At 71.3% G+C, this 21839-nt stretch carries 24 protein-coding genes; 8 read left to right on the top strand and 16 right to left on the bottom strand.

The genetic code is table 11. The features are described from left to right. Positions 1-11 precede the first annotated feature (11 nt). Positions 12-500, top strand: coding sequence for a DUF3180 domain-containing protein (locus IE94_RS0115690; protein ID WP_030184088.1), 489 nt, complete (start codon positions 12-14; stop codon positions 498-500). A gap of 136 nt (positions 501-636) precedes the next feature. On the opposite strand, the gene folE is transcribed toward IE94_RS0115690, so the two are convergent. The 6 genes from folE to dacB form a co-directional block, all read right to left on the bottom strand. Beyond that, the gene (folE, locus tag IE94_RS0115685) at positions 637-1242 is read right to left on the bottom strand and encodes a GTP cyclohydrolase I FolE (protein WP_030184086.1); all 606 of its coding nucleotides are present in this window, start codon (positions 1240-1242) and stop codon (positions 637-639) included. 135 nt (positions 1243-1377) lie between these two features. Next, on the bottom strand, positions 1378-3417 hold the full coding sequence (gene ftsH / locus IE94_RS0115680; protein ID WP_030184083.1) for an ATP-dependent zinc metalloprotease FtsH: 2040 nt from the start codon (positions 3415-3417) through the stop codon (positions 1378-1380). A gap of 195 nt (positions 3418-3612) precedes the next feature. Then, entirely contained in the window at positions 3613-4173 is a 561-nt protein-coding gene (hpt, locus tag IE94_RS0115675; RefSeq protein ID WP_007452004.1) for a hypoxanthine phosphoribosyltransferase, read from the bottom strand. A gap of 73 nt (positions 4174-4246) precedes the next feature. Next, positions 4247-5305 (bottom strand): tRNA lysidine(34) synthetase TilS, encoded by a 1059-nt coding sequence (gene tilS, locus IE94_RS0115670; RefSeq protein WP_030184079.1) that lies wholly within the window; start codon positions 5303-5305, stop codon positions 4247-4249. A 191-nt stretch (positions 5306-5496) separates the two neighbouring features. Further along, the gene (locus tag IE94_RS0115665) at positions 5497-6624 is read right to left on the bottom strand and encodes a zinc-dependent metalloprotease (protein ID WP_030184076.1); all 1128 of its coding nucleotides are present in this window, start codon (positions 6622-6624) and stop codon (positions 5497-5499) included. A 190-nt stretch (positions 6625-6814) separates the two neighbouring features. After that, positions 6815-8410 carry a D-alanyl-D-alanine carboxypeptidase/D-alanyl-D-alanine endopeptidase gene (gene dacB, locus IE94_RS0115660; protein WP_030184073.1) on the bottom strand — a complete coding sequence of 532 codons (1596 nt, stop codon included), beginning with the start codon at positions 8408-8410 and terminating at the stop codon, positions 6815-6817. 79 nt (positions 8411-8489) lie between these two features. Between dacB and IE94_RS0115655 the strand changes: the two genes are divergently transcribed. Then, positions 8490-8981 carry an inorganic diphosphatase gene (locus tag IE94_RS0115655; protein WP_007452023.1) on the top strand — a complete coding sequence of 164 codons (492 nt, stop codon included), beginning with the start codon at positions 8490-8492 and terminating at the stop codon, positions 8979-8981. Positions 8982-9095: 114 nt separating this feature from the next. After that, the gene (locus tag IE94_RS0115650; RefSeq protein ID WP_030184070.1) at positions 9096-10799 is read left to right on the top strand and encodes a threonine/serine exporter family protein; all 1704 of its coding nucleotides are present in this window, start codon (positions 9096-9098) and stop codon (positions 10797-10799) included. A 56-nt stretch (positions 10800-10855) separates the two neighbouring features. On the opposite strand, the gene IE94_RS0115645 is transcribed toward IE94_RS0115650, so the two are convergent. Further along, on the bottom strand, positions 10856-11761 hold the full coding sequence (locus tag IE94_RS0115645; RefSeq protein ID WP_030184068.1) for a DedA family protein: 906 nt from the start codon (positions 11759-11761) through the stop codon (positions 10856-10858). A gap of 134 nt (positions 11762-11895) precedes the next feature. On the opposite strand from IE94_RS0115645, the gene IE94_RS0115640 reads away from it, so the two are divergent. Further along, positions 11896-12261 (top strand): YbjQ family protein, encoded by a 366-nt coding sequence (locus tag IE94_RS0115640; RefSeq protein WP_030184065.1) that lies wholly within the window; start codon positions 11896-11898, stop codon positions 12259-12261. A 30-nt stretch (positions 12262-12291) separates the two neighbouring features. Here the strand turns inward: IE94_RS0115640 and IE94_RS0115635 are convergent, their stop codons facing one another. Next, positions 12292-13053 (bottom strand): MerR family transcriptional regulator, encoded by a 762-nt coding sequence (locus IE94_RS0115635; protein WP_030184063.1) that lies wholly within the window; start codon positions 13051-13053, stop codon positions 12292-12294. Between the two features lie 122 nt (positions 13054-13175). Between IE94_RS0115635 and gad the strand changes: the two genes are divergently transcribed. Further along, entirely contained in the window at positions 13176-14636 is a 1461-nt protein-coding gene (gad, locus tag IE94_RS0115630; protein ID WP_030184061.1) for a glutamate decarboxylase, read from the top strand. Between the two features lie 67 nt (positions 14637-14703). On the opposite strand, the gene IE94_RS0115625 is transcribed toward gad, so the two are convergent. The 3 genes from IE94_RS0115625 to IE94_RS0115615 form a co-directional block, all read right to left on the bottom strand. Next, complete coding sequence (locus tag IE94_RS0115625) at positions 14704-15345, bottom strand: PadR family transcriptional regulator (protein WP_030184058.1); 642 nt, start codon at positions 15343-15345, stop codon at positions 14704-14706. A 45-nt stretch (positions 15346-15390) separates the two neighbouring features. Further along, positions 15391-16851, bottom strand: a complete 1461-nt coding sequence (locus IE94_RS0115620; RefSeq protein WP_030184055.1) for an aldehyde dehydrogenase family protein — start codon at positions 16849-16851, stop codon at positions 15391-15393. Between the two features lie 75 nt (positions 16852-16926). Continuing rightward, positions 16927-17751, bottom strand: a complete 825-nt coding sequence (locus IE94_RS0115615) for a helix-turn-helix domain-containing protein (protein ID WP_051777527.1) — start codon at positions 17749-17751, stop codon at positions 16927-16929. Positions 17752-18129: 378 nt separating this feature from the next. On the opposite strand from IE94_RS0115615, the gene IE94_RS0115610 reads away from it, so the two are divergent. Further along, a complete protein-coding gene (locus tag IE94_RS0115610; RefSeq protein WP_030184050.1) occupies positions 18130-18594 on the top strand; it encodes an ATP-binding protein in 465 nt (154 codons plus the stop codon). Between the two features lie 74 nt (positions 18595-18668). Here IE94_RS0115610 and IE94_RS0115605 read toward each other — a convergent pair whose 3' ends face one another. The 5 genes from IE94_RS0115605 to rpmG all read right to left on the bottom strand — a co-directional run bounded on the left by IE94_RS0115605 (position 18669) and on the right by rpmG (position 21081). Continuing rightward, positions 18669-18887: a DUF397 domain-containing protein gene (locus IE94_RS0115605; protein ID WP_167308010.1), complete on the bottom strand. Its 219-nt coding sequence runs from the start codon at positions 18885-18887 to the stop codon at positions 18669-18671. A 337-nt stretch (positions 18888-19224) separates the two neighbouring features. Next, on the bottom strand, positions 19225-19464 hold the full coding sequence (gene rpsR / locus IE94_RS0115600) for a 30S ribosomal protein S18 (RefSeq protein WP_030184045.1): 240 nt from the start codon (positions 19462-19464) through the stop codon (positions 19225-19227). Between the two features lie 4 nt (positions 19465-19468). Beyond that, positions 19469-20659, bottom strand: a complete 1191-nt coding sequence (locus IE94_RS0115595) for a CobW family GTP-binding protein (RefSeq protein WP_030184043.1) — start codon at positions 20657-20659, stop codon at positions 19469-19471. Continuing rightward, complete coding sequence (locus IE94_RS0115590) at positions 20656-20910, bottom strand: type B 50S ribosomal protein L31 (RefSeq protein ID WP_030184041.1); 255 nt, start codon at positions 20908-20910, stop codon at positions 20656-20658. The genes IE94_RS0115595 and IE94_RS0115590 overlap by 4 nt, the downstream gene beginning before the upstream one ends. 6 nt (positions 20911-20916) lie before the next feature. After that, positions 20917-21081, bottom strand: a complete 165-nt coding sequence (gene rpmG / locus IE94_RS0115585; protein WP_003975405.1) for a 50S ribosomal protein L33 — start codon at positions 21079-21081, stop codon at positions 20917-20919. Between the two features lie 73 nt (positions 21082-21154). On the opposite strand from rpmG, the gene rpmB reads away from it, so the two are divergent. Together rpmB and rpsN are read left to right on the top strand one after the other, a co-directional pair. Continuing rightward, positions 21155-21391: a 50S ribosomal protein L28 gene (gene rpmB, locus IE94_RS0115580; RefSeq protein ID WP_030184039.1), complete on the top strand. Its 237-nt coding sequence runs from the start codon at positions 21155-21157 to the stop codon at positions 21389-21391. Then, positions 21391-21696: a 30S ribosomal protein S14 gene (rpsN, locus tag IE94_RS0115575; RefSeq protein ID WP_030184037.1), complete on the top strand. Its 306-nt coding sequence runs from the start codon at positions 21391-21393 to the stop codon at positions 21694-21696. The genes rpmB and rpsN overlap by 1 nt, the downstream gene beginning before the upstream one ends. The last annotated feature ends 143 nt before the right edge of the window (positions 21697-21839 follow it).

Here is a 21839-nt window from a genome sequence, read left to right as displayed (position 1 = left end):
ACCGGAACACCGTGAAAGAGCTGCGCATCAGGGTGCTGGCCGGCGTGTTCGTCGTCGCCGGGGTGCTGTCCTGGGCCGTCGCCCGCCTGTGGAACTCGGTGGGGACCCTCCCGAGCGTCCCCCTCGCCGCCCCCGTCGTCCTCGCCCTGATCGCGGTGATCCTGCTGGCCACGGCGCTCTCGATCCGCGCCCGCCTCAAGGCCCAGCGGGAGCGCGTCCCCGGCGCCAAGGGCGTCGATCCCATGATGGCGGCCCGCGCCGTGGTCTTCGGCCAGGCCAGCGCCCTGGTGGCCGCCCTCGTCGCCGGCCTGTACGGCGGCACGGGCGTCTTCCTGCTGGAGTACCTCGACATCCCCGCACGCCGCGACCAGGCCATCTACGCGGGCGCCTCGGTCGCGGCGGGCATCGCCGTGATAGCGGCCGCCCTCTTCATGGAACGGGTCTGCAGACTCCCGGAGGACGAGGACGACGACCACCCGGGCGCGGCATCAGCGGCATAACCGCCCTCAGCACACCCACACCTCAACGCACCCACCACCCCAACGCACCCAAGCCCTCAACGCACCCACCACCCCAACGCACCCGGCGGGCCCTCACGCCCCTCAACGCACCCGGCGTGCCCTCACGCCCACGCCCTCACCGAGCCATGATCAGACTCATCGCCTCGTTACGCGTAGCCACATCCCGCAGCTGCCCCCGCACCGCCGAGGTGAGGGTCTTCGCCCCGGGCTTGCGAATGCCCCGCATGGACATGCACATGTGCTCGCACTCGACCACGACGATCACCCCGCGCGGCTCCAGAATCTCCATCAGCGAGTCGGCGATCTGCGTGGTGAGACGTTCCTGCACCTGCGGACGGCGCGCGTAGACGTCGACGAGCCGGGCGAGCTTGGACAGGCCGGTGATCTTCCCGCTGGTGGACGGGATGTAGCCGACGTGCGCCACCCCGCGGAACGGCACCAGATGATGCTCGCAGGTCGAGAACACCTCGATGTCCTTCACCAGGACCATCTCGTCGTGCCCGAGGTCGAACGTCGTCGTCAGCACGTCCTGCGGCTCCTGCCACAGGCCGGCGAATATCTCCTTGTACGCCCGCGCCACACGCGCCGGAGTCTCCCTGAGGCCCTCGCGGTCCGGGTCCTCGCCGACCGCGATCAGCAGTTCGCGTACGGCGTTCTCGGCCCGCTTCTCGTCGAACTCGCCGATCTCGCCCTCGCCGTCCAACGTCACGGGGTCGGTCATCTGATGCCTCGTTCCTGATCCGTCCTGCGACGGCACACGAAAATGCCGCACCCCCCAAGGCTAGAACCTGGGGGGCGCGGCATACATTCCGGGCCGCACGGGCCGCCCGCGAGGGCGAACCGGGGCGGGGCCGGGTCAGCTCTCCGGGCGGTCCTCCGGTGCTCGCTCCGGTGCCGGAGCGGGCTCCACCGTGGTGCTCTTGGCGGTGGAGATCGCCGCCGTCGCGCCGTTCGCCCCGTTCGTCAGTGCGAGCTCCTTCGGGGAGAGCACCGGCGGACGCGTCGAGGGCGTGCGGCGGGAGGACCCGGTCCACGCGGGGCGGGCCGGACGCTTGACGATCTGGGAGAAGACCTCGGCGATCTCCTCCTTGCCCAGCGTCTCCTTCTCCAGCAGCGCGAGGACGAGGTTGTCGAGGACGTCGCGGTTCTCGACCAGGATCTCCCAGGCCTCGTTGTGCGCCGTCTCGATGAGCTTCTTGACCTCCTCGTCGACCAGCGCGGCGACCTCTTCCGAGTAGTCGCGCTGGTGGGCCATCTCACGCCCGAGGAACGGCTCGCTGTTGTCGCCGCCGAACTTGATGGCTCCGAGACGCTCGGTCATGCCGTACTGCGTGACCATCGCCCGAGCCAGGCCTGTGGCCTTCTCGATGTCGTTGGCCGCGCCCGTCGTCGGGTCGTGGAAGACGAGCTCCTCGGCCGCACGGCCGCCCAGCATGTAGGCGAGCTGGTCGAGCATCTCGTTGCGCGTGGTCGAGTACTTGTCCTCGTCCGGGAGCACCATCGTGTAGCCGAGGGCCCGGCCTCTGGACAGGATCGTGATCTTGTGGACCGGGTCGGAGTTCGGTGAGGCCGCCGCGACCAGGGCGTGTCCGCCCTCGTGGTACGCGGTGATCTTCTTCTCCTTGTCCGACATGATCCGCGTCCGCTTCTGCGGGCCCGCGACCACGCGGTCGATCGCCTCGTCCAGCATGTGGTTGTCGATCAGCTTCTGGTCGCTGCGGGCCGTCAGCAGGGCGGCCTCGTTCAGCACGTTGGCCAGATCGGCACCGGTCATACCGGGGGTGCGGCGGGCGACGGCCGACAGGTCGACGTCCGGGGCGACCGGCTTGCCCTTCTGGTGGACCTTGAGGATCTCCAGACGGCCCTGCATGTCCGGGCGGTCGACGGCGATCTGCCGGTCGAAACGGCCGGGGCGCAGCAGCGCCGGGTCGAGGATGTCGGGCCGGTTCGTCGCGGCGATGAGGATCACGCCGCCCTTGACGTCGAAGCCGTCCATCTCGACGAGCAGCTGGTTCAGGGTCTGCTCGCGCTCGTCGTGACCGCCGCCGAGGCCGGCGCCGCGGTGGCGGCCGACCGCGTCGATCTCGTCGACGAAGACGATGGCCGGGGCGTTCGCCTTGGCCTGCTCGAACAGGTCGCGCACTCGGGAGGCACCGACACCGACGAACATCTCGACGAAGTCGGAACCGGAGATCGAGTAGAACGGCACGCCCGCCTCGCCCGCGACGGCGCGCGCGAGCAGGGTCTTGCCGGTGCCGGGCGGGCCGTACAGCAGCACGCCCTTGGGGATCTTGGCGCCGACGGCCTGGAACTTGGCCGGCTCCTGAAGGAACTCCTTGATCTCGTGGAGCTCCTCGACGGCCTCATCGCTGCCGGCGACGTCGGAGAACGTCGTCTTGGGGGTGTCCTTGGTGATGAGCTTGGCCTTCGACTTGCCGAAGTTCATGACCCGGGAGCCGCCGCCCTGCATCTGATTCATCAGGAACAGGAAGACGACCACGATGAGGACGAACGGGAGCAGGGAGAGCAGAATCCCGACGAACGGGTTCTGCTTCGACGGCGACACGGTGTATCCGTCGGGGATCTGCTTGTCCTGGTACTTGTTCTGAAGGGTGCTGGCGAGGGTCACGCCCTGGTCGCCGATGTAGCTCGCCTGGATCTTCGAGCTGCCCTCGACCTTCTGGCCGTCCTTGAGCTGGACCTTGATGGTCTGCTCGTCACCGGTGGTCAGCTTGGCCGACTCGACCCTGTTGTCGTTGATCGCCTGGACGACCTGGCCAGTGTCCACCGTCTTGTAGCCGCCGGACGAGCCGACGACCTGCATCAACACGACCACGGCAAGGACGGCCAGCACGATCCACATGACCGGCCCACGGAAGTATCGCTTCACGTCCATCCACACGGAGCGGTGCCGCCCCGTCCCTCCTGCCATAGTGAGTTTGATAAGACAGTTCTTCTGACGGTACCCCAGCGTGGCGGCCCTCAGCCGCACGGGCGGGCCGACGTCCCGTCTGCATGCTCCAACGGCGCGAGGGCCCCAAGGGTTCCCGGTGACCCGCCGAAACGCCGTGAAGTCGGTTACATCGCCGCGTCAGCCGCCGTACACGTGAGGCGCGAGCGTACCGACGAACGGGAGGTTCCGGTACTTCTCGGCGTAGTCGAGGCCGTAGCCGACGACGAACTCGTTGGGGATGTCGAAGCCGACCCACTCCACGTCGATGGCGACCTTCGCGGCGTCGGGCTTGCGCAGCAGCGTGCACACCTTGAGGGAGGCGGGCTCGCGCGAGCCGAGGTTGGAGATCAGCCAGGACAGGGTCAGACCGGAGTCGATGATGTCCTCGACGATCAGGACGTGGCGGCCCTTGATGTCGGTGTCGAGGTCCTTGAGGATCCGCACCACACCGGAGGACTGGGTGCCCGCGCCGTACGAGGACACCGCCATCCAGTCCATCGTGACGGGGGTGGACAGCGTGCGCGCCAGGTCGGCCATGACCATCACGGCGCCCTTGAGCACGCCGACGATGAGCAGGTCCTTGCCCGCGTATTCCGCGTCGATCTTCGCGGCCAGCTCGGCCAGCTTCGCGTCGATCTCTTCCTTGGTGATGAGCACCTTCTCGAGGTCGGCACCCATGTCGTTCGCGTCCACCCGCATCACTTTCGGTCGTCCCACCGGCCACTCCGGAGCACCCGTCGATCCGTGCGCGGATCGGCGGGAGGGTCCGGATTCAGCCTTGCCGAATGACCAGTCTGCCACCCTGCCGCCGGGCGACGACTTTGCCGGGGAGGTTGATGGCCCCCTGACCGCGCCAGCCGGTGATCAGCCGGTCGACTTCCTCGATGTGGCGGGCGAACAGGGCGCCGCCCGGGGCACCGGCCTCCAGGGCGGCACGGCGCAGGATCCGGCGGCGCACCGCGGGCGGCAGGGCGTAGAGCTTGGCGCACTCCAGTCCGCCGGTGGCGTCGCGGACGCCGGCCTCGGCCTGGCGGGCCCAGGTGTCGAGGGCGTCGGCGTCGTCCCGGGAGAGTTGGGCCGTACGGGCGAGGGCCTCGACGACGCCTTTGCCCAGGGCCTTCTCCAGGGCGGGCAGGCCCTCGTGGCGCAGCCGGGAGCGGGTGTAGGCGGGGTCGGTGTTGTGGGGGTCGTCCCAGACGGGGAGGGACTGGACCATGCAGGCCTTGCGGGCGGTCTGGCGGTCGACCTGGAGGAAGGGGCGCCGGTAACGGCCGCCGGCCCCCGAGACCGCGGCCATGCCCGACAGGGAGCGGATGCCGGAACCGCGGGCGAGGCCCAGCAGGACGGTCTCGGCCTGGTCGTCGCGGGTGTGGCCGAGCAGGACGGCGGCGGCGCCGTGGCGGGCGGCGGCGGCGTCCAGCGCGGCGTAGCGGGCGTCGCGGGCGGCGGCTTCCGGGCCGCCCGCGCGGCCGACGGTCACGGCGGTGGCCTCCACGGGGTCGAGGCCCAGCTCGCGCAGGCGCAGGACGACCTCTTCGGCGCGCAGGTCGGAGCCGCTCTGCAGGCCGTGGTCGACGGTGACGCCACCGGCGCGGACGCCGAGCCGGGGGGCCTCGAAGGCGAGGGCGGAGGCGAGCGCCATGGAGTCGGCGCCGCCGGAGCAGGCCACGAGCACGAGCGGTGCCGTGGGGAGCCCGGATGCGCGCTCGGGCGTGCGCGGGGCGGCCGTCGCGGCGGGGACGCCGGCCGGAGTGTTCAGTTCGGTGAGGATGTCGTGGAGGACGCGGCGGACCGCCAGGCGTATCGCCGCGACCGCAGGATGGGGACCCATGTCCGGTGCCCTTCATGAAGTTGTCGGGAGTGAGCCCGAGGTTCGGTCACGCAGAGTGTGTAGATGGTGACAGAAACGGGCCGTTCCCTGAGCATCGCACGCCTGCCGGAGGCTCACGGTCCCTCGGACGGGTGATTGGTGGGTCGTTCGCCTGCCGTCGGCCGGAATCGTTCACGCCCCTCCGGCGCGGCTCACGCCTCCGGCTTGCGGTGCACCCGCGCGATCCAGTCCGCCGGTTTGGCGATCTCCGACTTGGTGGGGAGGGTGTTGGGCGAGGTCCAGACGCGGTTGAAGCCGTCCATGCCGCACTCCTCGACGACGGCCCGTACGAACCGTTCGCCGTCCCGGTACTGGCGGAGTTTGGCGTCCAGGCCGAGCAGCTTGCGCAGCGCCATGTCGAGGCGGGAGGCGCCCCTGGCGCGGCGCTGCTGGAACTTCTCCCGGATCTCGCCGACGCTCGGCACGACCGCCGGTCCGACGCCGTCCATCACGAAGTCGGCGTGCCCCTCCAGGAGGGACATCACGGCGGTGAGGCGGCCCAGGACCTCCCGCTGGGCCGGGGTCTGCACCAGCTCGACGAGTGACCGGCCGCCGTCGTCCTCCTCCGCGTCGGGGCGGCCACCGGCGAGGGACTGGGCGGCCTCGCGGATGCGTTCGAGCACGGTCATGGGGTCGACGTCGGTCTCGGCCAGGAACGACTGGATTTCGCCCTCGAGGTGGTCGCGCAGCCAGGGCACGGCGGTGAACTGGGTGCGGTGCGTCTCCTCGTGCAGGGTCACCCACAGGCGGAAGTCGTGCGGCTCCACGTCGAGTTCGCGCTCGACGTGCACGATGTTCGGCGCGACCAGGAGCAGCCGCCCGCCGCCGTTCGCCCCGGCCGGCAGTTCGCGGGTGGCGGGGGCGAACGTCTCGTACTGGCCGAGGACGCGGGAGGACAGGAAGGACAGCAGCATGCCCAGCTCGACGCCGGTGACCTTGCCGCCGACGGCGCCGAGGACCGCGTTGCCCGCGCCGCCGCCACGCCGCTCCTGCATCTTCTCCAGCAGGGGTTTGAGGAGCTCCCGGAACCCGGCGACGTTGGCCCGGACCCAGCCGGGCCGGTCGACCACCAGGACGGGGGTGTCGTGGGTCTCCTCGGTGCCCATCCGGGTGAATCCGCGGACGTGCTCCTCCGAGGACTTGGCATGGCGGCGGAGCTCGGCGACGACGGCCCTGGCCTCGTCGCGGCTCACCTCGGGGCCCGGCCGTACGAGCCGGGTCGCGGTCGCCACCGCGAGGTTCCAGTCGACCATGCCGGAATGTGCGCCGATGCTCGTCATGCGTCAACGGTACGGGAGCGCTGCCGCTGGGGGCAGGCTGTGCGGTGCCCGGGGGGACGCCTACGAGGTCGGCAGGGCCGAGGTCCGTTGCCGAGGCACCCGGCGTTGCAGTGCCGTGCCCACCCTCCCCCATTGCCCGAAAGGCATGGGGGGTGCCCCCATCGCCCTGCGGAACGACTGCCCGCGGCGGTCAGGAGGCCAGGGTCGTCGCTGCCCTGTCCAGGGCCGACTGGGCCGCCCAGGCGTCCGTCGTGTCGTTGGCCAGGAAGGCGAAGGCCAGGAGGCGGCCGTCGGGGGTGGCCACCGTGCCGGCGAGGGTGTTCACGCCCGTGAGGGTGCCGGTCTTGGCGCGGACGAGGCCCGCTGCTCCCTCCGTGTAACGGCCGGCCAGCGTGCCGGTGAAGTGGGCGACGGGCAGGCCGGTGAGCACCGGGCGCAGCTGGGGGCGGGCCGGGTCGGCCGCCTCGGCCAGCAGACCGGTCAGCAGGTCGGCGCTGATCAGGTCGGTGCGGTCCAGGCCGCTCCCGTCGTGGAACCGCGCCCCGCGCACCGGTAGGCCCAACTGCTTCAGGCGGGCGGTGACCGCGGCGCCCGCCCCCTGGAAGTCGGCGCGCTTGCCGGTCGCCACGGCGGTGTGGCGGGCCAGGGCCTCGGCGAGGTCGTTGTCGCTGTTGGTCAGCATCCGCTCGACCAGGTCCGACAGCGGGGGCGAGGCGACCGTGGCGAGGGTGTCGGCGCGGGACGTGGCCTTGGAGGGGCCGGGGGCGGACGCCGTGACGCCGTGCCGCTTCAGGAGGCCGGCGAAGGTGCGGGCGGCCTCGGCGGCCGGGTCGGACGCGCGCGGGGCGGGGCCGGCGGTGGAGTCGTCGGTGCGGCCCTCGTCGGCCATCAGGGCGGTGACGCGGGCGAGGTTCTCGTTGACCCCGATCGGGTGGGTCTCGGTACCGGCGTAGAGCGTCGTGTCGTAGGACAGGGTCACCCTGCGCAGGTTCCGCTTCTTCAGGGCGGCGGCGGTCTGCTCGGCGAGGGTGCGCAGGCTGGCGAGGCCGCGGGGGTCCGCGCGCGCGGTGAGGGTGGGGTCGCCGCCGCCCACCAGGACGACCTCGCCGGTGTCGGCCTCCAGGGCGGTGCGGGTGGTGAGGCGGTGGTCGGGACCGAGGGCGGTGAGGGCGGCGACGGCGGTGGCGATCTTGGTGGTGGAGGCGGGGGTGAGCGGGACCTCGCCGCCGTGGCCGTACAGGCGCTTGCCGGTGGTGAGGTCGACGACGGCCGCCGCGCGGTGCCCGCCGAGCGCGGGGTCGTCCTTCAGCAGGGGGTCGAGGAGGCCCGCGAGGGCCGCCTGGTCACCGGGTGCCGCCTTGACGCCGCCGGGGGCTGCGGCGCCGCCGAGGCCGGTCAGTACGGCCCCGGCGCTGGGCGCGGGACGGGGCGAACCGGACGACGCGCCCGAGCCCCCGGGGCCCCGGCCGTGATCTGTGCCACCCGTGTGCTCCAGGGCGACGGCCCGGTCCCGCTCGGCCGTACGCTGACCCGTGGAGTCCCAGGGGCCGGCGGCGGTCACCACACCGGCGGCCAGTGCCAGCCCGGCGGTGGCGGCACCGGCGGTGTACTGCCAGGTCTTCGGCCTCGTGATCCGGGCGAGCCGTGGTGCCGTGGCCCGTGCGAACCGTGCGACCCGCGGTTCGGCGGCCCGGGCGAAGCGTGCCAGACGGGGACGAACGGCCCGCGCGGCCCGCGCCACGTGCGGTCCCGCGGTCCGCCAAGGTCTCAGCTCTGGCACTGTCACCAGCCCCTTTCGCGATCACACACATGCGTGAGGGACACTTAACCACCAGAACTATGTGCTGATCATGGAGGAGCGTCCGGTGGAGTTCGACGTCACGATCGAGATCCCGAAGGGTTCGCGGAACAAGTACGAGGTGGACCACGAGACCGGTCGTATCCGCCTGGACCGCCGCCTGTTCACCTCGACCGCCTACCCGACCGACTACGGCTTCGTCGAGAACACCCTCGGCGAGGACGGCGACCCGCTGGACGCGCTGGTCATCCTGGACGAGCCGACCTTCCCGGGCTGCCTCATCCGCTGCCGCGCGATCGGCATGTTCCGGATGACGGACGAGGCCGGCGGCGACGACAAGCTGCTGTGCGTGCCGTCGACCGACCCGCGGGTGGAGCACCTGCGTGACATCCACCACGTCTCGGAGTTCGACCGCCTGGAGATCCAGCACTTCTTCGAGGTCTACAAGGACCTGGAGCCCGGCAAGTCCGTCGAGGGCGCCGACTGGGTGGGCCGCACCGACGCCGAGGCCGAGATCGAGCGGTCGTACAAGCGCTTCAAGGACCAGGGCGGCCACTGATCAGGCATCCCCTCCCGTAACGGGCCGCACGCACACGCGTGCGGCCCGTTCGCGTTTGAGTGGCCATACTGAGGTCATGAGGAGGGTGAGTTCGTACCAGGGAGCGTTGCACAGGTGACGGAGGAGGACCCCAAGCCGCAGTCGGACGAGGCGCGCAGTGCCTTCCGGCAGCCCAGCGGCGTCGCGGCGTCGATCGACGGCGAGTCGTCGACGACGTCCGAGTTCGAGATCCCGCAGGGGCTCGCCGTCCCCCGGCACACCGGCACCGAGTCCGAGACGACCTCGGAGTTCGCGCTCCCCGACGGCCTGGAGGCGCCGGCCGCCGTGCCCGCCGACGCCGAGGGTTCGGCGTTCGCCATGCCGAGCACCCACAGCGCGTGGTCACCGGCCGCCTTCACCCCGGCGGGCGGCTTCCCGGCGGTGAACCTGGCGGACGTGCCCTGGCAGGACCGGATGCGCGCGATGCTGCGCATGCCGGTGGCCGAGCGGCCCGCGCCCGAGCCCTCGCAGAAGCACGACGACGAGACCGGCCCCGCGGTGCCGCGCGTGCTCGACCTGACGCTGCGTATCGGGGAGCTGCTGCTGGCGGGCGGCGAGGGCGCCGAGGACGTGGAGGCGGCCATGTTCGCCGTCTGCCGGTCCTACGGCCTGGACCGCTGCGAGCCGAACGTCACCTTCACCCTGCTGTCGATCTCCCACCAGCCGTCCCTGGTCGAGGACCCGGTGACGGCGTCGCGCACGGTGCGCCGCCGGGGCACCGACTACACCCGGCTCGCGGCCGTCTTCCATCTGGTGGACGACCTCAGCGACCCCGGGACGCACATCTCGCTGGAGGAGGCCTACCGGCGCCTGGCGGAGATCCGCCGCAACCGGCACCCGTACCCGACGTGGGTGCTGACCACGGCGAGCGGTCTGCTGGCGGGCGGCGCCTCGCTGCTGGTCGGCGGTGACGTGATCGTCTTCTTCGCGGCGCTGTTCGGCGCGATGCTCGGCGACCGGCTGGCGTGGCTGTGCGCGGGGCGCGGGCTGCCCGAGTTCTACCAGTTCGCGGTGGCCGCGATGCCACCGGCCGCGATCGGCATCGCGCTGACGCTGACGCACGTCGACGTGAAGGCCTCCGCGGTCATCACCGGTGGGCTGTTCGCGCTGCTGCCGGGGCGGGCCCTGGTCGCGGGCGTGCAGGACGGCCTGACCGGCTTCTACATCACCGCGGCCGCGCGTCTGCTGGAGGTCATGTACTTCTTCGTCAGCATCGTCGCCGGGGTGCTGGTGGTGCTGTACTTCGGCGTCCAGCTGGGCGCCGAGCTCAACCCGGACGCGGCGCTGGGCACGGGCGACGAACCGTTCGTGCAGATCTTCGCCGCGATGCTGCTGTCGCTGGCCTTCGCGATCCTGCTCCAGCAGGAACGGTCCACGGTGCTGGCGGTCACCCTGAACGGCGGCGTCGCCTGGTGCGTGTACGGCGCCATGCACTACGCGGGCGACATCTCACCGGTGGCCTCCACGGCCGCCGCGGCGGGTCTGGTGGGCCTGTTCGGGCAGCTGATGTCCCGGTACCGGTTCGCGTCGGCGCTGCCGTACACGACCGCGGCGATCGGACCGCTGCTGCCCGGTTCGGCGACGTACTTCGGTCTGCTGGCGATCGCGCAGGGCGAGGTCGACGCGGGGCTGCTGTCGCTGTCCAAGGCGGTGGCGCTGGCGATGGCCATCGCGATCGGGGTGAACCTGGGCGGGGAGATCTCGCGGCTGTTCCTGAAGGTGCCGGGCGCGGCGAGTGCGGCGGGCCGCCGGGCGGCCAAGCGGACGCGGGGGTTCTAGCACCGGCCGCCCACGGACTCCGGGTGGTGGTGTCCGTCGGCGGCCCTTGCGGCGTCTCAGTACCCCTGGTGGTACGGGTCCTGGCCGTCCTGCCGGCCGCCGTACTGCTGCTGGCCGTAGCCCTGCGGGTACTGCTGGGCGTACGGCTGCTGCGGGGGCTGCTGGGTGCCGTGGGGCTGGGTGCCGTGGGGCTGGGTGCCGTAGCCCTGGTCGTACTGCTGCTGCGGCTGGTCGTACGGGTCCACCCGGCGGAGCTGGGTGGTGGCGTCGTCCATGACCGGGTACGGGGGCTGGGGCCGGTGCTGCTGGGCCGCCGCGGGGGTCGGGCCCGCCGCCGCGGCGCGCTGCTTCTTCTTGCGCTCGCGCAGGTACTCGATGGCGATCGGGACCACGGAGACCAGCACGATCAGGACGAGGATGGCCTCGACGTTGCTCCGGATGAACTCGATCTGGCCGAGCCAGTAGCCCGCGAGGGTGACGCCGGTGCCCCAGGTCACGCCGCCGATCACGTTGTACGTGAGGAAGGTGCGGTACTTCATGCGGCCGGCGCCCGCCACGATGGGGGCGAAGGTGCGCACGATGGGCACGAAGCGGGCCAGGACGATCGCCTTGGGGCCGTACTTGTCCGTGAACTCGTGCGCCTTCTCCAGGTTCTCCTGTTTGAAGAGCTTGGAGTTGGGGCGGCTGAAGAGCTTCGGCCCGAAGAACTTGCCGATCATGTAACCGACCTGGTCACCGAGGACGGCGGCGGCCACGATCAGGGCGCACACCAGCCACAGCGGCTGGCTGATGAACTCGCCCTGGGCGACGAACAGGCCCGCGGTGAACAGCAGCGAGTCGCCGGGCAGGAACGCGAAGAGTCCTGACTCGGCGAAGACGATGAGCAGGATGCCGGGCAGACTGAACGTCTCGATCAGGTAGTCCGGGCTGATCCACTCGGGACCGAGCGCAAGGGTGGTCACGGGATTGTGGCTCCTGCTGCTGGGGGAGGCGGGCTGGACCTGGCTGCCCAAACGTACAACGCAGCCGCGGCGTCCCAGGTTCCACGGGGCTTCTTGGGGTGCGCTGTGACGTTCCACGGGGAAGCCTGAGAACCATGGGTATTGAAGAATACGGCGGCGGCCAGGGCCCGCAGCCCGACGTGCTCGTGGTGACGACGAACGATCTGCCGGGCCACCGGGTGCAGGAGGTGCTCGGGGAGGTCTTCGGGCTGACCGTGCGCTCCCGGCACCTGGGGAGCCAGATCGGGGCCGGGCTGAAGTCGCTGGTCGGCGGTGAGCTGCGCGGCCTGACCAAGACGCTGGTCGAGACCCGCAACCAGGCGATGGAGCGGCTGGTCGAGCAGGCACGCGCGCGCGGGGCCAACGCGGTGCTGGCCTTCCGCTTCGACGTGACGGAGGCGGCGGACGTGGGCACCGAGGTGTGCGCGTACGGGACGGCGGTGGTGGTGGCCCGGGAGTGAGTCCCGGAGCGGGTCCCGGGCCACCACCGCTCAGGAGCTGTGCCGGACGGCGTTGGCGAGGATCGCGTCGCGCATGTAGGCGGCGAGGCCCTTCTTGGCGGCGTCGATGTTCCGCGTGAAGCGTTCGTCCGACACGTACATCTCGCCCAGGCAGGTGTGCATCTCGTACCCGCAGTCGTAGTGGTTGCGGGCGATGCCCTGCCGGTGGTCCTCCGCGACGTCCATGGCCGCCTCGGACTCGGCGGGCTCACCCGCGTCCATCAGGGCGACGAAGCGCCGGGTGAGCTCGTCGGCCTCGTCCTGGAGGCGCTGCCAGTCCTCCTTGGTGTACGAGGCGGTCCTCTCCTTGGACTGGCGGTAGGCGTCGGTGTCGCCCCAGCGCTCCCGGACCTCCTCCTCGTACTGGTCGGGGTCGAAGTCGCCGAAGACCTCGAACTTCTCCTCGGGCGTGAGGTTGATTCCCATGCTGCGTGCCTCCATGGCCTGCTCCACGGCCGCCGCCATCTTCCGCAGCTTCTCGATCCGGGCGGTCAGCAGCTCGTGCTGGCGGCGCAGGTGCGCGCGCGGGTCCGCGGCCGGGTCGTCGAGCAGGGCGGCGACCTCGTCGAGCGGGAAGCCCAGCTCCCGGTAGAACAGGATCTGCTGAAGCCGGTCGAGGTCGGCGTCGCTGTAGCGCCGGTGGCCCGCGTGGCTGCGCTCGCCCGGTACGAGCAGGCCGATGTCGTCGTAGTGGTGCAGCGTGCGCACCGTCACTTTGGCGAAGCCGGCCACCTGTCCCACGGAGTAGCTCACTTCCGCTCCTTTCTCTGACGCCCTCCACGCTGCCGCCTCACGCGACGTGAGGTGCAAGCCGCCCGCGCCAGCCGGTACGGCCCCGGGTGCGAGGTCCCGGGGCCCGGCCTACCGTCGGTTGCATGGCACTGCACAAGGGTCGTCCCCACCCGCCCCACGACGGCGACCGGGAGCGGCGCCGGCTCTCCGTGAACCCCTTCCACGCGGTGGCGAACCCGCTCGGCGGCATGACCGAGGCCCCGCCCTCCCACCGGCTGCCCCACTCCCCGCTGCCGCCGGAGACCGCGTACCGGCTGGTCCACGACGAGCTGATGCTGGACGGCAACGCCCGGTTGAACCTGGCCACCTTCGTCACCACCTGGATGGAGCCGCAGGCCGGGGTGCTGATGAGCGAGTGCCGGGACAAGAACATGATCGACAAGGACGAGTACCCGCGCACCGCCGAGCTGGAGCGGCGCTGCGTGGCGATGCTCGCCGACCTGTGGCACGCGCCCGACCCGGAGGCGGCCGTGGGCTGCTCGACGACCGGGTCGAGCGAGGCGTGCATGCTCGCCGGGATGGCGCTGAAGCGGCGCTGGGCTGGGGGTCCCCCCAGGCCGTCCAGGCACTGGGGGAGCAACGCCGACCGGTACCCGGCGAAGGACGTGCGGCCCAACCTCGTGATGGGCGTGAACGTGCAGGTCTGCTGGGACAAGTTCTGCAACTTCTGGGAGGTGGAGGCCCGGCAGGTGCCGATGGAGGGCGACCGCTTCCACCTGGACCCGCAGGCCGCCGCCGAGCTGTGCGACGAGAACACCATCGGGGTCGTCGGCATCCTCGGCTCCACCTTCGACGGTTCCTACGAGCCGATCGCCGATCTGTGCGCCGCCCTGGACGCCCTCCAGGAGCGCACCGGCCTCGACATCCCGGTGCACGTCGACGGGGCGTCCGGCGGCATGGTCGCGCCGTTCCTGGACGAGGACCTGGTGTGGGACTTCCGGCTGCCGAGGGTCGCCTCCATCAACACCTCGGGGCACAAGTACGGGCTGGTCTACCCCGGGGTCGGCTGGGCGCTGTGGCGGGACGCCGAGGCCCTTCCCGAGGAGCTGGTGTTCCGGGTCAACTACCTGGGCGGCGACATGCCGACCTTCGCGCTGAACTTCTCCCGGCCGGGCGCGCAGGTGGTCGCGCAGTACTACACGTTCCTGCGGCTGGGCCGCGAGGGCTACCGGGCGGTGCAGCAGACCGCGCGGGACATCGCGGGCTCGCTCGCCGGGCGGGTGGCGGCGCTGGGCGACTTCCGGCTGCTGACGCGCGGCGACCAGCTGCCCGTGTTCGCCTTCACCACGGCCGACGACGTGACGGCGTACGACGTGTTCGACGTGTCCCGGCGGCTGCGGGAGGGCGGCTGGCTGGTGCCGGCGTACACCTTCCCGCCGCACCGCGAGGACCTGTCGGTCCTGCGGGTCGTGTGCCGCAACGGCTTCTCGGCCGACATGGCGGACCTGCTCCTGGCCGACCTGGAGCGGCTGCTGCCGGAGCTGCGCCGTCAGCCGCACCCGCTGATCCGGGACAAGGGGGCGGCGACCGGGTTCCACCACTGACCCCCGTCCGCGCGGCAGGCGCCCGGCGGCGGGCCGGGCGGCGGGGAAGGAGGGTGCCGGTCCAGGATCAGCCGGCGTCCCCGAAGCGCGGCCGTCCCTCGGCGAAGGGGTTCTCCTCGCCGTCGGCCAGCACACCGACGAACGGTTCGCCCTCGCCGGCGAAGGTGTACGCGCCGCCCCGCACGCGTTCGACGAGGCCGCGGGTCCACTCGGCGCCCGAGTCGGCCGAGTGGACCCAGTAGTTCATGATCTCGCCGATGTGCCCGTACGGGCCGGGCCCCCTCGCGGGCAGGTAGTGCTCGGTCACGGCGGAGCGCCACTCCCCGATCTTGCGCACCCGCTCCTCCAGCAGCGCCAGGACCTCCTCGCGCGGGAGGTCGACCATGAAGCCGAGCGCCGCGGTGAGCACGTCCGGCCGCTGGTCGTAGGCGGTGAGGTAGGCGCGGAGCAGGGTGAGGTACTCCTCGGTGCCCTGCTCCGTGATCTCGTACTCCACGCGCGGCGGCCCGCCCACCGTGGACGGCGCGATCTCGTGCGCGACGAGCAGTCCCTGTTTCGCCATCTGCTTCAGCGCGTGGTAGATCGAACCGGGCTTGGCGTTGGACCACTCGTGCGCGCCCCAGTACTCCAGGTCGTTGCGCACCTGGTAGCCGTGGGCCCGCCCGTGCTGACGGACCGCGCCGAGCACGAGGAGACGGATCGCTGACATGGGATCCAGACTAGATCCGCCTGCCCGCTCCGCCCGCCGCGCCCCTCAGAACGGGAAGCCGCTGCGCCCGTGCTGCACCGAGATCCACTTCTGCGTGGTGAAGGCGTCCAGCATGGTGTCGCCGTTGAGACGGCCGATGCCGGAGTGCTTCTCGCCGCCGAAGGGCACGATCGGCTCGTCGTGCACGGTCCCGTCGTTCACGTGGAACATGCCGGTGTCGATCCGCTTGGCGAACGCCACGCCCCGCTCGACGTCTCCCGTGTGCACGGCACCGCTCAGCCCGTACGGCGTGTCGTTGACCAGGCGTACGGCCTCCTCCTCGCCGTCGAAGGGGACGAGGAAGACGACCGGGCCGAAGACCTCCTGCCTGAGCAGCGCGGAGTCGGCGGGCAGGCCGGTCAGGACCGAGGGCTCGACCAGGTTGTCCGTGACCGGGCCGCGCACCAGGGCGGTGGCGCCCTCGGCGAGGGCCTGCTCGACGACGCCGGTGATCGCCTCGGCCTGCGAGGAGTTGATCACGGGGCCGATGACGGTCGAAGGATCGCGGGGGTCGCCGGCCTTGAGGGTCCTCACCTTGGCGACGAACTTCTCGGTGAACTCGTCGGCCACCTCGCGGTCGACCAGCACGCGGTTGGCGGCCATGCAGACCTGGCCCTGGTGGACGTAGCGGCTGAAGACGGCGGCGTCGACCGCGTAGTCGACGTCGGCGTCGTCCAGCACCACCAGGGCGCTGTTGCCGCCGAGTTCCAGGACCGAGCGCTTGAAGTTCGAGGCGCAGACCGTGGCGACGTGGCGGCCGACCTTGTCGGAGCCGGTGAAGGAGATGACCTTCGGGACCGGGTGCTCCAGGAAGGCGTCACCGATCTCCGCTATGTCGGTGACCACGACGTTGAGCAGGCCGCCCGGCAGTCCCGCGTCCTGAAGGATCTTCGCGACCAGGGTGCCGCCGACGACCGGTGTGTTCTGGTGCGGCTTGAGGACCACGCCGTTGCCCAGGGCGAGGGCCGGGGCGACCGACTTCAGGGAGAGCAGGAAGGGGAAGTTGAAGGGGCTGATGACGCCCACGACGCCGACCGGCACCCGGTAGACGCGGTTTTCCTTGCCGTCGACCGGGGAGGGGATGATCCGGCCCTCGGGGCGCAGCGCCAGGTGGACCGCCTCGCGCAGGAACTCCTTGGCGAGGTGCAGCTCGAAGGCGGCCTTCAGGCGGGTGCCGCCCAGCTCGGCGACGATCGCCTCGCTGATCTCCGCCTCGCGCTCCTCCACCAGGCGCAGCGCCTTCTCGAACACCGCGCGGCGCGCGTACGGGTTCGTCGCGGCCCACTGCTTCTGCGCGCGCTCGGCGGCCCGGTAGGCGGCGTCGACCTCGTCGACCGTGGCTATCGTGATCGAGGCGAGCTTCTCGTTGTCGTACGGGTTGAAGTCGATGATGTCCCAGGAGCCGGTGCCCGGACGCCACTCGCCGTCGATGTACTGCTGGGCGAGGTCGGTGAAGTACGACGACATGTGTTCCCTCAATCCCCTCAACTGCCGCAGCCGCCGCGCGCGAGCCGCCTGATTGGGCGTCATCGTAACGACGATTCAGGAGAGTTGAAGGAGGCCCCGCAAAAGGTCCCGGCTCTCGTCCGGCCCCGGGCTGTCCTGCTGGAGTTCCTTCAGCGCCTTCTCGTACTGGGTGACGTCCTCGTGCTTGTCCAGGTACAGCGCGCTGGTGAGCTGCTCCAGGTAGACGACGTCCGAGAGGTCGGACTCGGGGAAGCTGAGGAGCGTGAACGCGCCACTCTCGCCGGAGTGCCCGCCGAAGCCGAACGGCATGACCTGAAGCCGCACATTGGGGCGTTCGGAGATCTCGATCAGGTGCTGGAGCTGGCCGCGCATCACCGCGCGGTCGCCGTACGGGCGGCGCAGGGCGGCCTCGTCGAGCACGATGTGGAACTCGGGGGCGGTCTCCGCGACCAGGTGCTTCTGCCGCTCCAGGCGCAGCGCCACCCGCCGTTCGACGTCCGCCTCTCCGGCGCCCTTCATGCCGCGCCGGACGACCGCGCGGGCGTACTCCTCGGTCTGGAGCAGGCCGTGCACGAACTGCACCTCGTAGGCCCGGATCAGCGAGGCGGCGCCCTCAAGACCCACGTAGGTGGGGAACCAGCTGGGCAGCACGTCCGAGTAACTGTGCCACCAGCCCGCGACGTTGGCCTCCTTGGCGAGGGAGAGCAGGGAGGCGCGCTCCTGCTCGTCCGTGATGCCGTACAACGTGAGCAGGTCCTCGACGTCCCTCGTCTTGAAGCCCACCCGGCCCAGCTCCATCCGGCTGATCTTCGACTCGGAGGCGCGGATCGAGTAGCCCGCGGCCTCGCGCGTGATCCCCCGCGTCTCACGCAGTCGCCTGAGTTGTGATCCGAGCAGCATGCGCCGCACCACCGATCCGGGCTCTCCCGCGCTCACGTTCGCCAGCCTCCCCAACCGTCTTCAGGGGCCGCAGTCTGCCACTAAAACACTTCGAGCAGTACTCGTCCGGTTACGGAAACGGAATCGAGCCAAAGGAAACGTGCAGGATCACGCACGCGGCAGGCCGGAACCGGCCGTGGGGAGGGGTGAAGAGGAAGCGAAGATGACGGAAAAATTAACCAACAAGCGGTACGGGCAGGTCCATTTCGGTCACGTGCACGTGCATCTGCCCTTGCATCTGAGGTACGCATCCGAAACCATGGTCCCCGCACCACCGCGCCGCATCGCTACGACCGCGAATTCCCGGGAGTGCCTCGCATGGGGACGAATGGATCGACCATGCTCGAGCCGTTACGGCAGGGCCTTCCGCCACTCGATCCCGCGGCCGTGTCCAACGCCGCCTCCTGCGCCCTGCCGCCCCGTTTCGAAGCGGTCCGCGAGGCCCGGCGGTTCACCCGCAGGACGCTCGACGGCTGGGACACGGGCGAGCGCTTCGACGACGTCTGCCTGGTGGTCTCGGAACTCGTCACCAACGCCCTGCGCCACGCGCTGCCGGCCGACACCCCGCGCCACGACGAGCAACTCGGTCCCGTGCGGCTGCACCTGATGCGCTGGACCGAGCGGCTGGTGTGCGCGGTGCGCGATCCCAGCCACGAGAGCCCGGTGGCCCGCGAGACCGACGACTTCTCGGCGGAGTCCGGCCGGGGCCTGTTCCTCGTCGACTCCTTCAGCGACAGCTGGGGCTGGCACCCGCTGGCCGGGACGCTCAACGGCAAGGTGGTCTGGGCGCTGTTCCGCCTCTAGGCGGCACCCGGTGGGCCGGTCCGGCCGGGATCGGCTCGCGACCGGCCGGCCATCGGCTCGCGATCAGCTCGCGATCAGCTCGCGATCAGGTGGTCGAACTCTCCGTCCTTGACACCCAGCAGCATGGCCTCGATCTCGGCGCGCGTGTAGACGAGCGCGGGACCGTCGGGGAAGCGGGAGTTGCGCACCGCCACCGCGCCGTCGGGCAGGCGCGCGAACTCCACGCACGATCCCTGCGAGTTGCTGCGCCGGCTCTTCTGCCAGGCCGCGTCGTGCAACTGCGTGGCGGCCATGCCGTTGTACACGTCGTACACGTCGTGGTTCACAGGTCGCTCCCCGGTGTGCACTGGCTGATGTGGCCATTGATGCAGTGGTCAACTGATCCGGATCATAACCCCGTTCACGTGCAGATGCATGAGCAAATGCACGTGCACGCGCGGTGTTCCTGCGGTTACAGCTTTGACGACCGCTTTACCGAGCCCTGTCCTCTACGACGCCGGGGCTTGGGAAGTCGTTCCCCCATGTGCCCCCGAATTCGAAGAATATGCAACAACATACGACCACACCGGGGCCCGCTCGTGAGGAGCGGGCCCCGGTGTGGTCGGCGGTGCGAGAGATACGGCGGACGGGTCAGCGCGTGCCGTAGGGCAGCAGCGCCATTTCGCGTGCGTTCCTGATCGCCCTGGCCGGCTGCCGCTGCTGCCGGGACGTCACCCGGGTGACGCGGCGACCGCGGATCCTGCCGCGGTCGGAGAGGAACGCGCGCAGCAGCTCGGTGTCCTTGCCGTCGACGTACGTCACCCCCGCCCGGTCCAGCGGGTTGGGGCGCCGCCGGTCGGGCGTGCGGTCGTCCTTGCGGGGTCGGGGCACGGGGTCAGACCTCCAGGAGCGGGTCGAAGGCGAGCGGCAGCCGGTCCCAGGCGGCCTGCCCCGCGGCGTACTCGGCGTCGGTCAGCAGGCAGGACTCCAACAGCCGTTCCAGGCCGTCGCGGTCGAGGCCGGGGGACGTGAAGACCAGGTGCTGGCAGCGGTCGCCGTGCTCGGGGTGCCAGTCCAGCGCGGCGGCGGCGCGGCGCACCGGCGGCACCAGTTCCCAGGCGGCGTCGGGGAGCGAGGCGAGCCAGGGTCCCGCGCTCTCCACGCACAGGGCACCGCCCGCGGCGTCCCAGTGCAGCAGTGTGTCGCCCTTCCCGGCGAGCCAGAACCGCCCCCGGCTGCGGGCCGCGGCACAGGTCAGGTCCTCCAGCGCCGCGTACAGCCGCTCCGGGTGGAAGGGGCGGCGGCGGTGCCAGACCAGGGTGGCGACGCCGTGCGCGTCGGCCTCCGCGGGCAGCAGGGCGCAGGCCGGGTGCTGGGCCGCCGCCGCGGCCTCCACGTCGAACCCGGCGAGGGCGGCCCGCGCCAGCTCCGGGGCCGCGGACGGCGCGCCCGCCGGGTCCCCGTGGCCGATCGGGACCCGGCGGGCCGTCGGGTGCAGCTGGGCCAGCAGCTCGCGGTCCTCCTCGTCGGCCTCCGGCGAGCCGGGGAGGGACTCGGCGAGGGCGAGGACGGAGGCGTACTCCAGCTGCCGCGCGAAGGTGTCGGCGACGGTGCGCCGGTCGGTGGCCGCCGCGGCGAGGCCGCCCTCGGCAAGGTCGTCGCCGTTGCCGAGGTAGGGCAGCACCAGGGCGGGGTCGACGGCAGTGATCACGCCGGCGACGGTGAAACCGCCGGCCGTCACCACCTCCGCCATCGCCTTGGGCTCGACGGAGTCCCACAGCTCGACGACCGCCAGCGGGGTGCCTCCGGCCTCGGCGAGCCGGACCAGCTCGGGCACGAGGTCCTCGCGCAGCGCGCAGCACGCGCAGTCGTTGACCAGGGGCGCCTCGCCCGCGGCGAGGATGCCGGTGGCGTCCCGCACCGTCCGCACGACCGTCCCCGCGGCGGCCGTCGCCAGGTCGTGGTGGAGGACGACGCTGCCGGGCACGTCCGCGAGCAGCCGGGCCACGGCCGCCCCGCGCGCGTCGGCGTGCAGCCCGCCGACGATCACCACCGGCGGTTCGGGGAAGCGGCCCGGCCCGCTCATGCCCCCTCCCCCTTCCCGTACCGGCGCTCGAAGCGCTCCACGCGTCCGGCGGTGTCCAGGACGCGGGCGGTGCCGGTGTAGAAGGGGTGGCTGACGTGGGAGATTTCGACGTCGACGACGGGGTAGGTGCGGCCGTCCTCCCACTCGACGGTGCGCTCGCTCGTCATGGTCGAGCGGGTCAGGAAGGCGTAGTCCGCGGCCCGGTCGCGGAAGACGACGGGTCGGTACTCGGGGTGGATTCCCTTGCGCACGGCGGCTCAGCGCTCCTCTCGGAAGTCGACGTGGCGGCCGGCCGCCGGGTCGTACTTGCGCAGGACCAGCCGGTCCGGGTCGTTGCGGCGGTTCTTGCGGGTGACGTAGGTGTAGCCGGTCCCGGCGGTGGACCGGAGCTTGATGACCGGACGGAGTTCGTTGCGTGCCATGCTGCTATCTTACTGAAAATGAATTCCATTAACACCTAGGGTCCGTCCGGTCCCGGAGGAGAGGTACGTCACCGTGTCCGCCCACTGCATGCTGACCGGGGCCCGGCCCGGTTTCGGCAACCGCGTCTCCCACTCCCACCGACGCACCTCGCGCCGCTTCGACCCCAACATCCAGACCAGGCGCTACTGGTTGCCGAGCGAGAACCGGCACGTGCGGCTGCGGCTGAGCACGAAGGGGATCAGGACGGTCGACTCGATCGGCGTCGAGGCGGCCGTGGCGCGCATCCGTGCCCGGGGAGTGAGGATCTGATGGCGAAGAAGAGCAAGATCGCGAAGAACGAGCAGCGGCGGGCTACCGTCGCACGCCACGCCGCGCGGCGGGCCGAGCTGAAGGAGATCCTTCGCCGGCCCTCGTCGACGGAGGCCGAACGGCTCGCGGCCCAGCGGGAACTGCGCAGGCAGCCGCGCGACGCGAGTCCCACCCGGGTGCGCAACCGCGACCAGGTCGACGGGCGCCCGCGCGGATACTTCCGGGCCTTCGGGCTCTCCCGGGTGAAGCTGCGCGAGCAGGCGCACGCCGGGCATCTTCCCGGGGTGCGCACGTCCTCCTGGTAGCTTGCGGCTGTTCGGGGCCGATCGGCCGTCCGGCTACAGCTTGGAGCTTCCGGTGACGTGGGTGACTGCGGAGAACAGGGCGAGCACGGAGAACGCGGCGCGCGCAGCGCGGGCCGCGGGTACGGCAGGCATGGCGGACGGGG

It is taken from the genome of Streptomyces violaceorubidus (assembly GCF_000717995.1).
Taxonomy (GTDB): Bacteria; Actinomycetota; Actinomycetes; order Streptomycetales; family Streptomycetaceae; genus Streptomyces; species Streptomyces violaceorubidus.
Note: the sequence above shows the minus strand (reverse complement) of the source record. Positions and strands in the feature narration are given on the sequence as shown.

Excerpts from the sequence above, each read along its gene's own strand:
- rpsN (WP_030184037.1), top strand. The coding sequence starts at position 21,391 with ATGGCGAAGAAGAGCAAGATCGCGAAGAACGAGCAGCGGCGGGCTACC.
- IE94_RS0115605 (WP_167308010.1), bottom strand. The coding sequence starts at position 18,887 with ATGGCCGCCACGCAGTTGCACGACGCGGCCTGGCAGAAGAGCCGGCGC.
- tilS (WP_030184079.1), bottom strand. The coding sequence starts at position 5,305 with ATGGGTCCCCATCCTGCGGTCGCGGCGATACGCCTGGCGGTCCGCCGC.
- IE94_RS0115620 (WP_030184055.1), bottom strand. The coding sequence starts at position 16,851 with ATGTCGTCGTACTTCACCGACCTCGCCCAGCAGTACATCGACGGCGAG.
- IE94_RS0115595 (WP_030184043.1), bottom strand. The coding sequence starts at position 20,659 with ATGAGCGGGCCGGGCCGCTTCCCCGAACCGCCGGTGGTGATCGTCGGC.
- hpt (WP_007452004.1), bottom strand. The coding sequence starts at position 4,173 with ATGCGGGTGGACGCGAACGACATGGGTGCCGACCTCGAGAAGGTGCTC.
- ftsH (WP_030184083.1), bottom strand. The coding sequence starts at position 3,417 with ATGGACGTGAAGCGATACTTCCGTGGGCCGGTCATGTGGATCGTGCTG.
- rpmG (WP_003975405.1), bottom strand. The coding sequence starts at position 21,081 with ATGGCACGCAACGAACTCCGTCCGGTCATCAAGCTCCGGTCCACCGCC.
- IE94_RS0115615 (WP_051777527.1), bottom strand. The coding sequence starts at position 17,751 with ATGCTGCTCGGATCACAACTCAGGCGACTGCGTGAGACGCGGGGGATC.
- gad (WP_030184061.1), top strand. The coding sequence starts at position 13,176 with ATGGCACTGCACAAGGGTCGTCCCCACCCGCCCCACGACGGCGACCGG.
- folE (WP_030184086.1), bottom strand. The coding sequence starts at position 1,242 with ATGACCGACCCCGTGACGTTGGACGGCGAGGGCGAGATCGGCGAGTTC.
- IE94_RS0115640 (WP_030184065.1), top strand. The coding sequence starts at position 11,896 with ATGGGTATTGAAGAATACGGCGGCGGCCAGGGCCCGCAGCCCGACGTG.
- IE94_RS0115625 (WP_030184058.1), bottom strand. The coding sequence starts at position 15,345 with ATGTCAGCGATCCGTCTCCTCGTGCTCGGCGCGGTCCGTCAGCACGGG.
- IE94_RS0115665 (WP_030184076.1), bottom strand. The coding sequence starts at position 6,624 with ATGACGAGCATCGGCGCACATTCCGGCATGGTCGACTGGAACCTCGCG.
- IE94_RS0115610 (WP_030184050.1), top strand. The coding sequence starts at position 18,130 with ATGCTCGAGCCGTTACGGCAGGGCCTTCCGCCACTCGATCCCGCGGCC.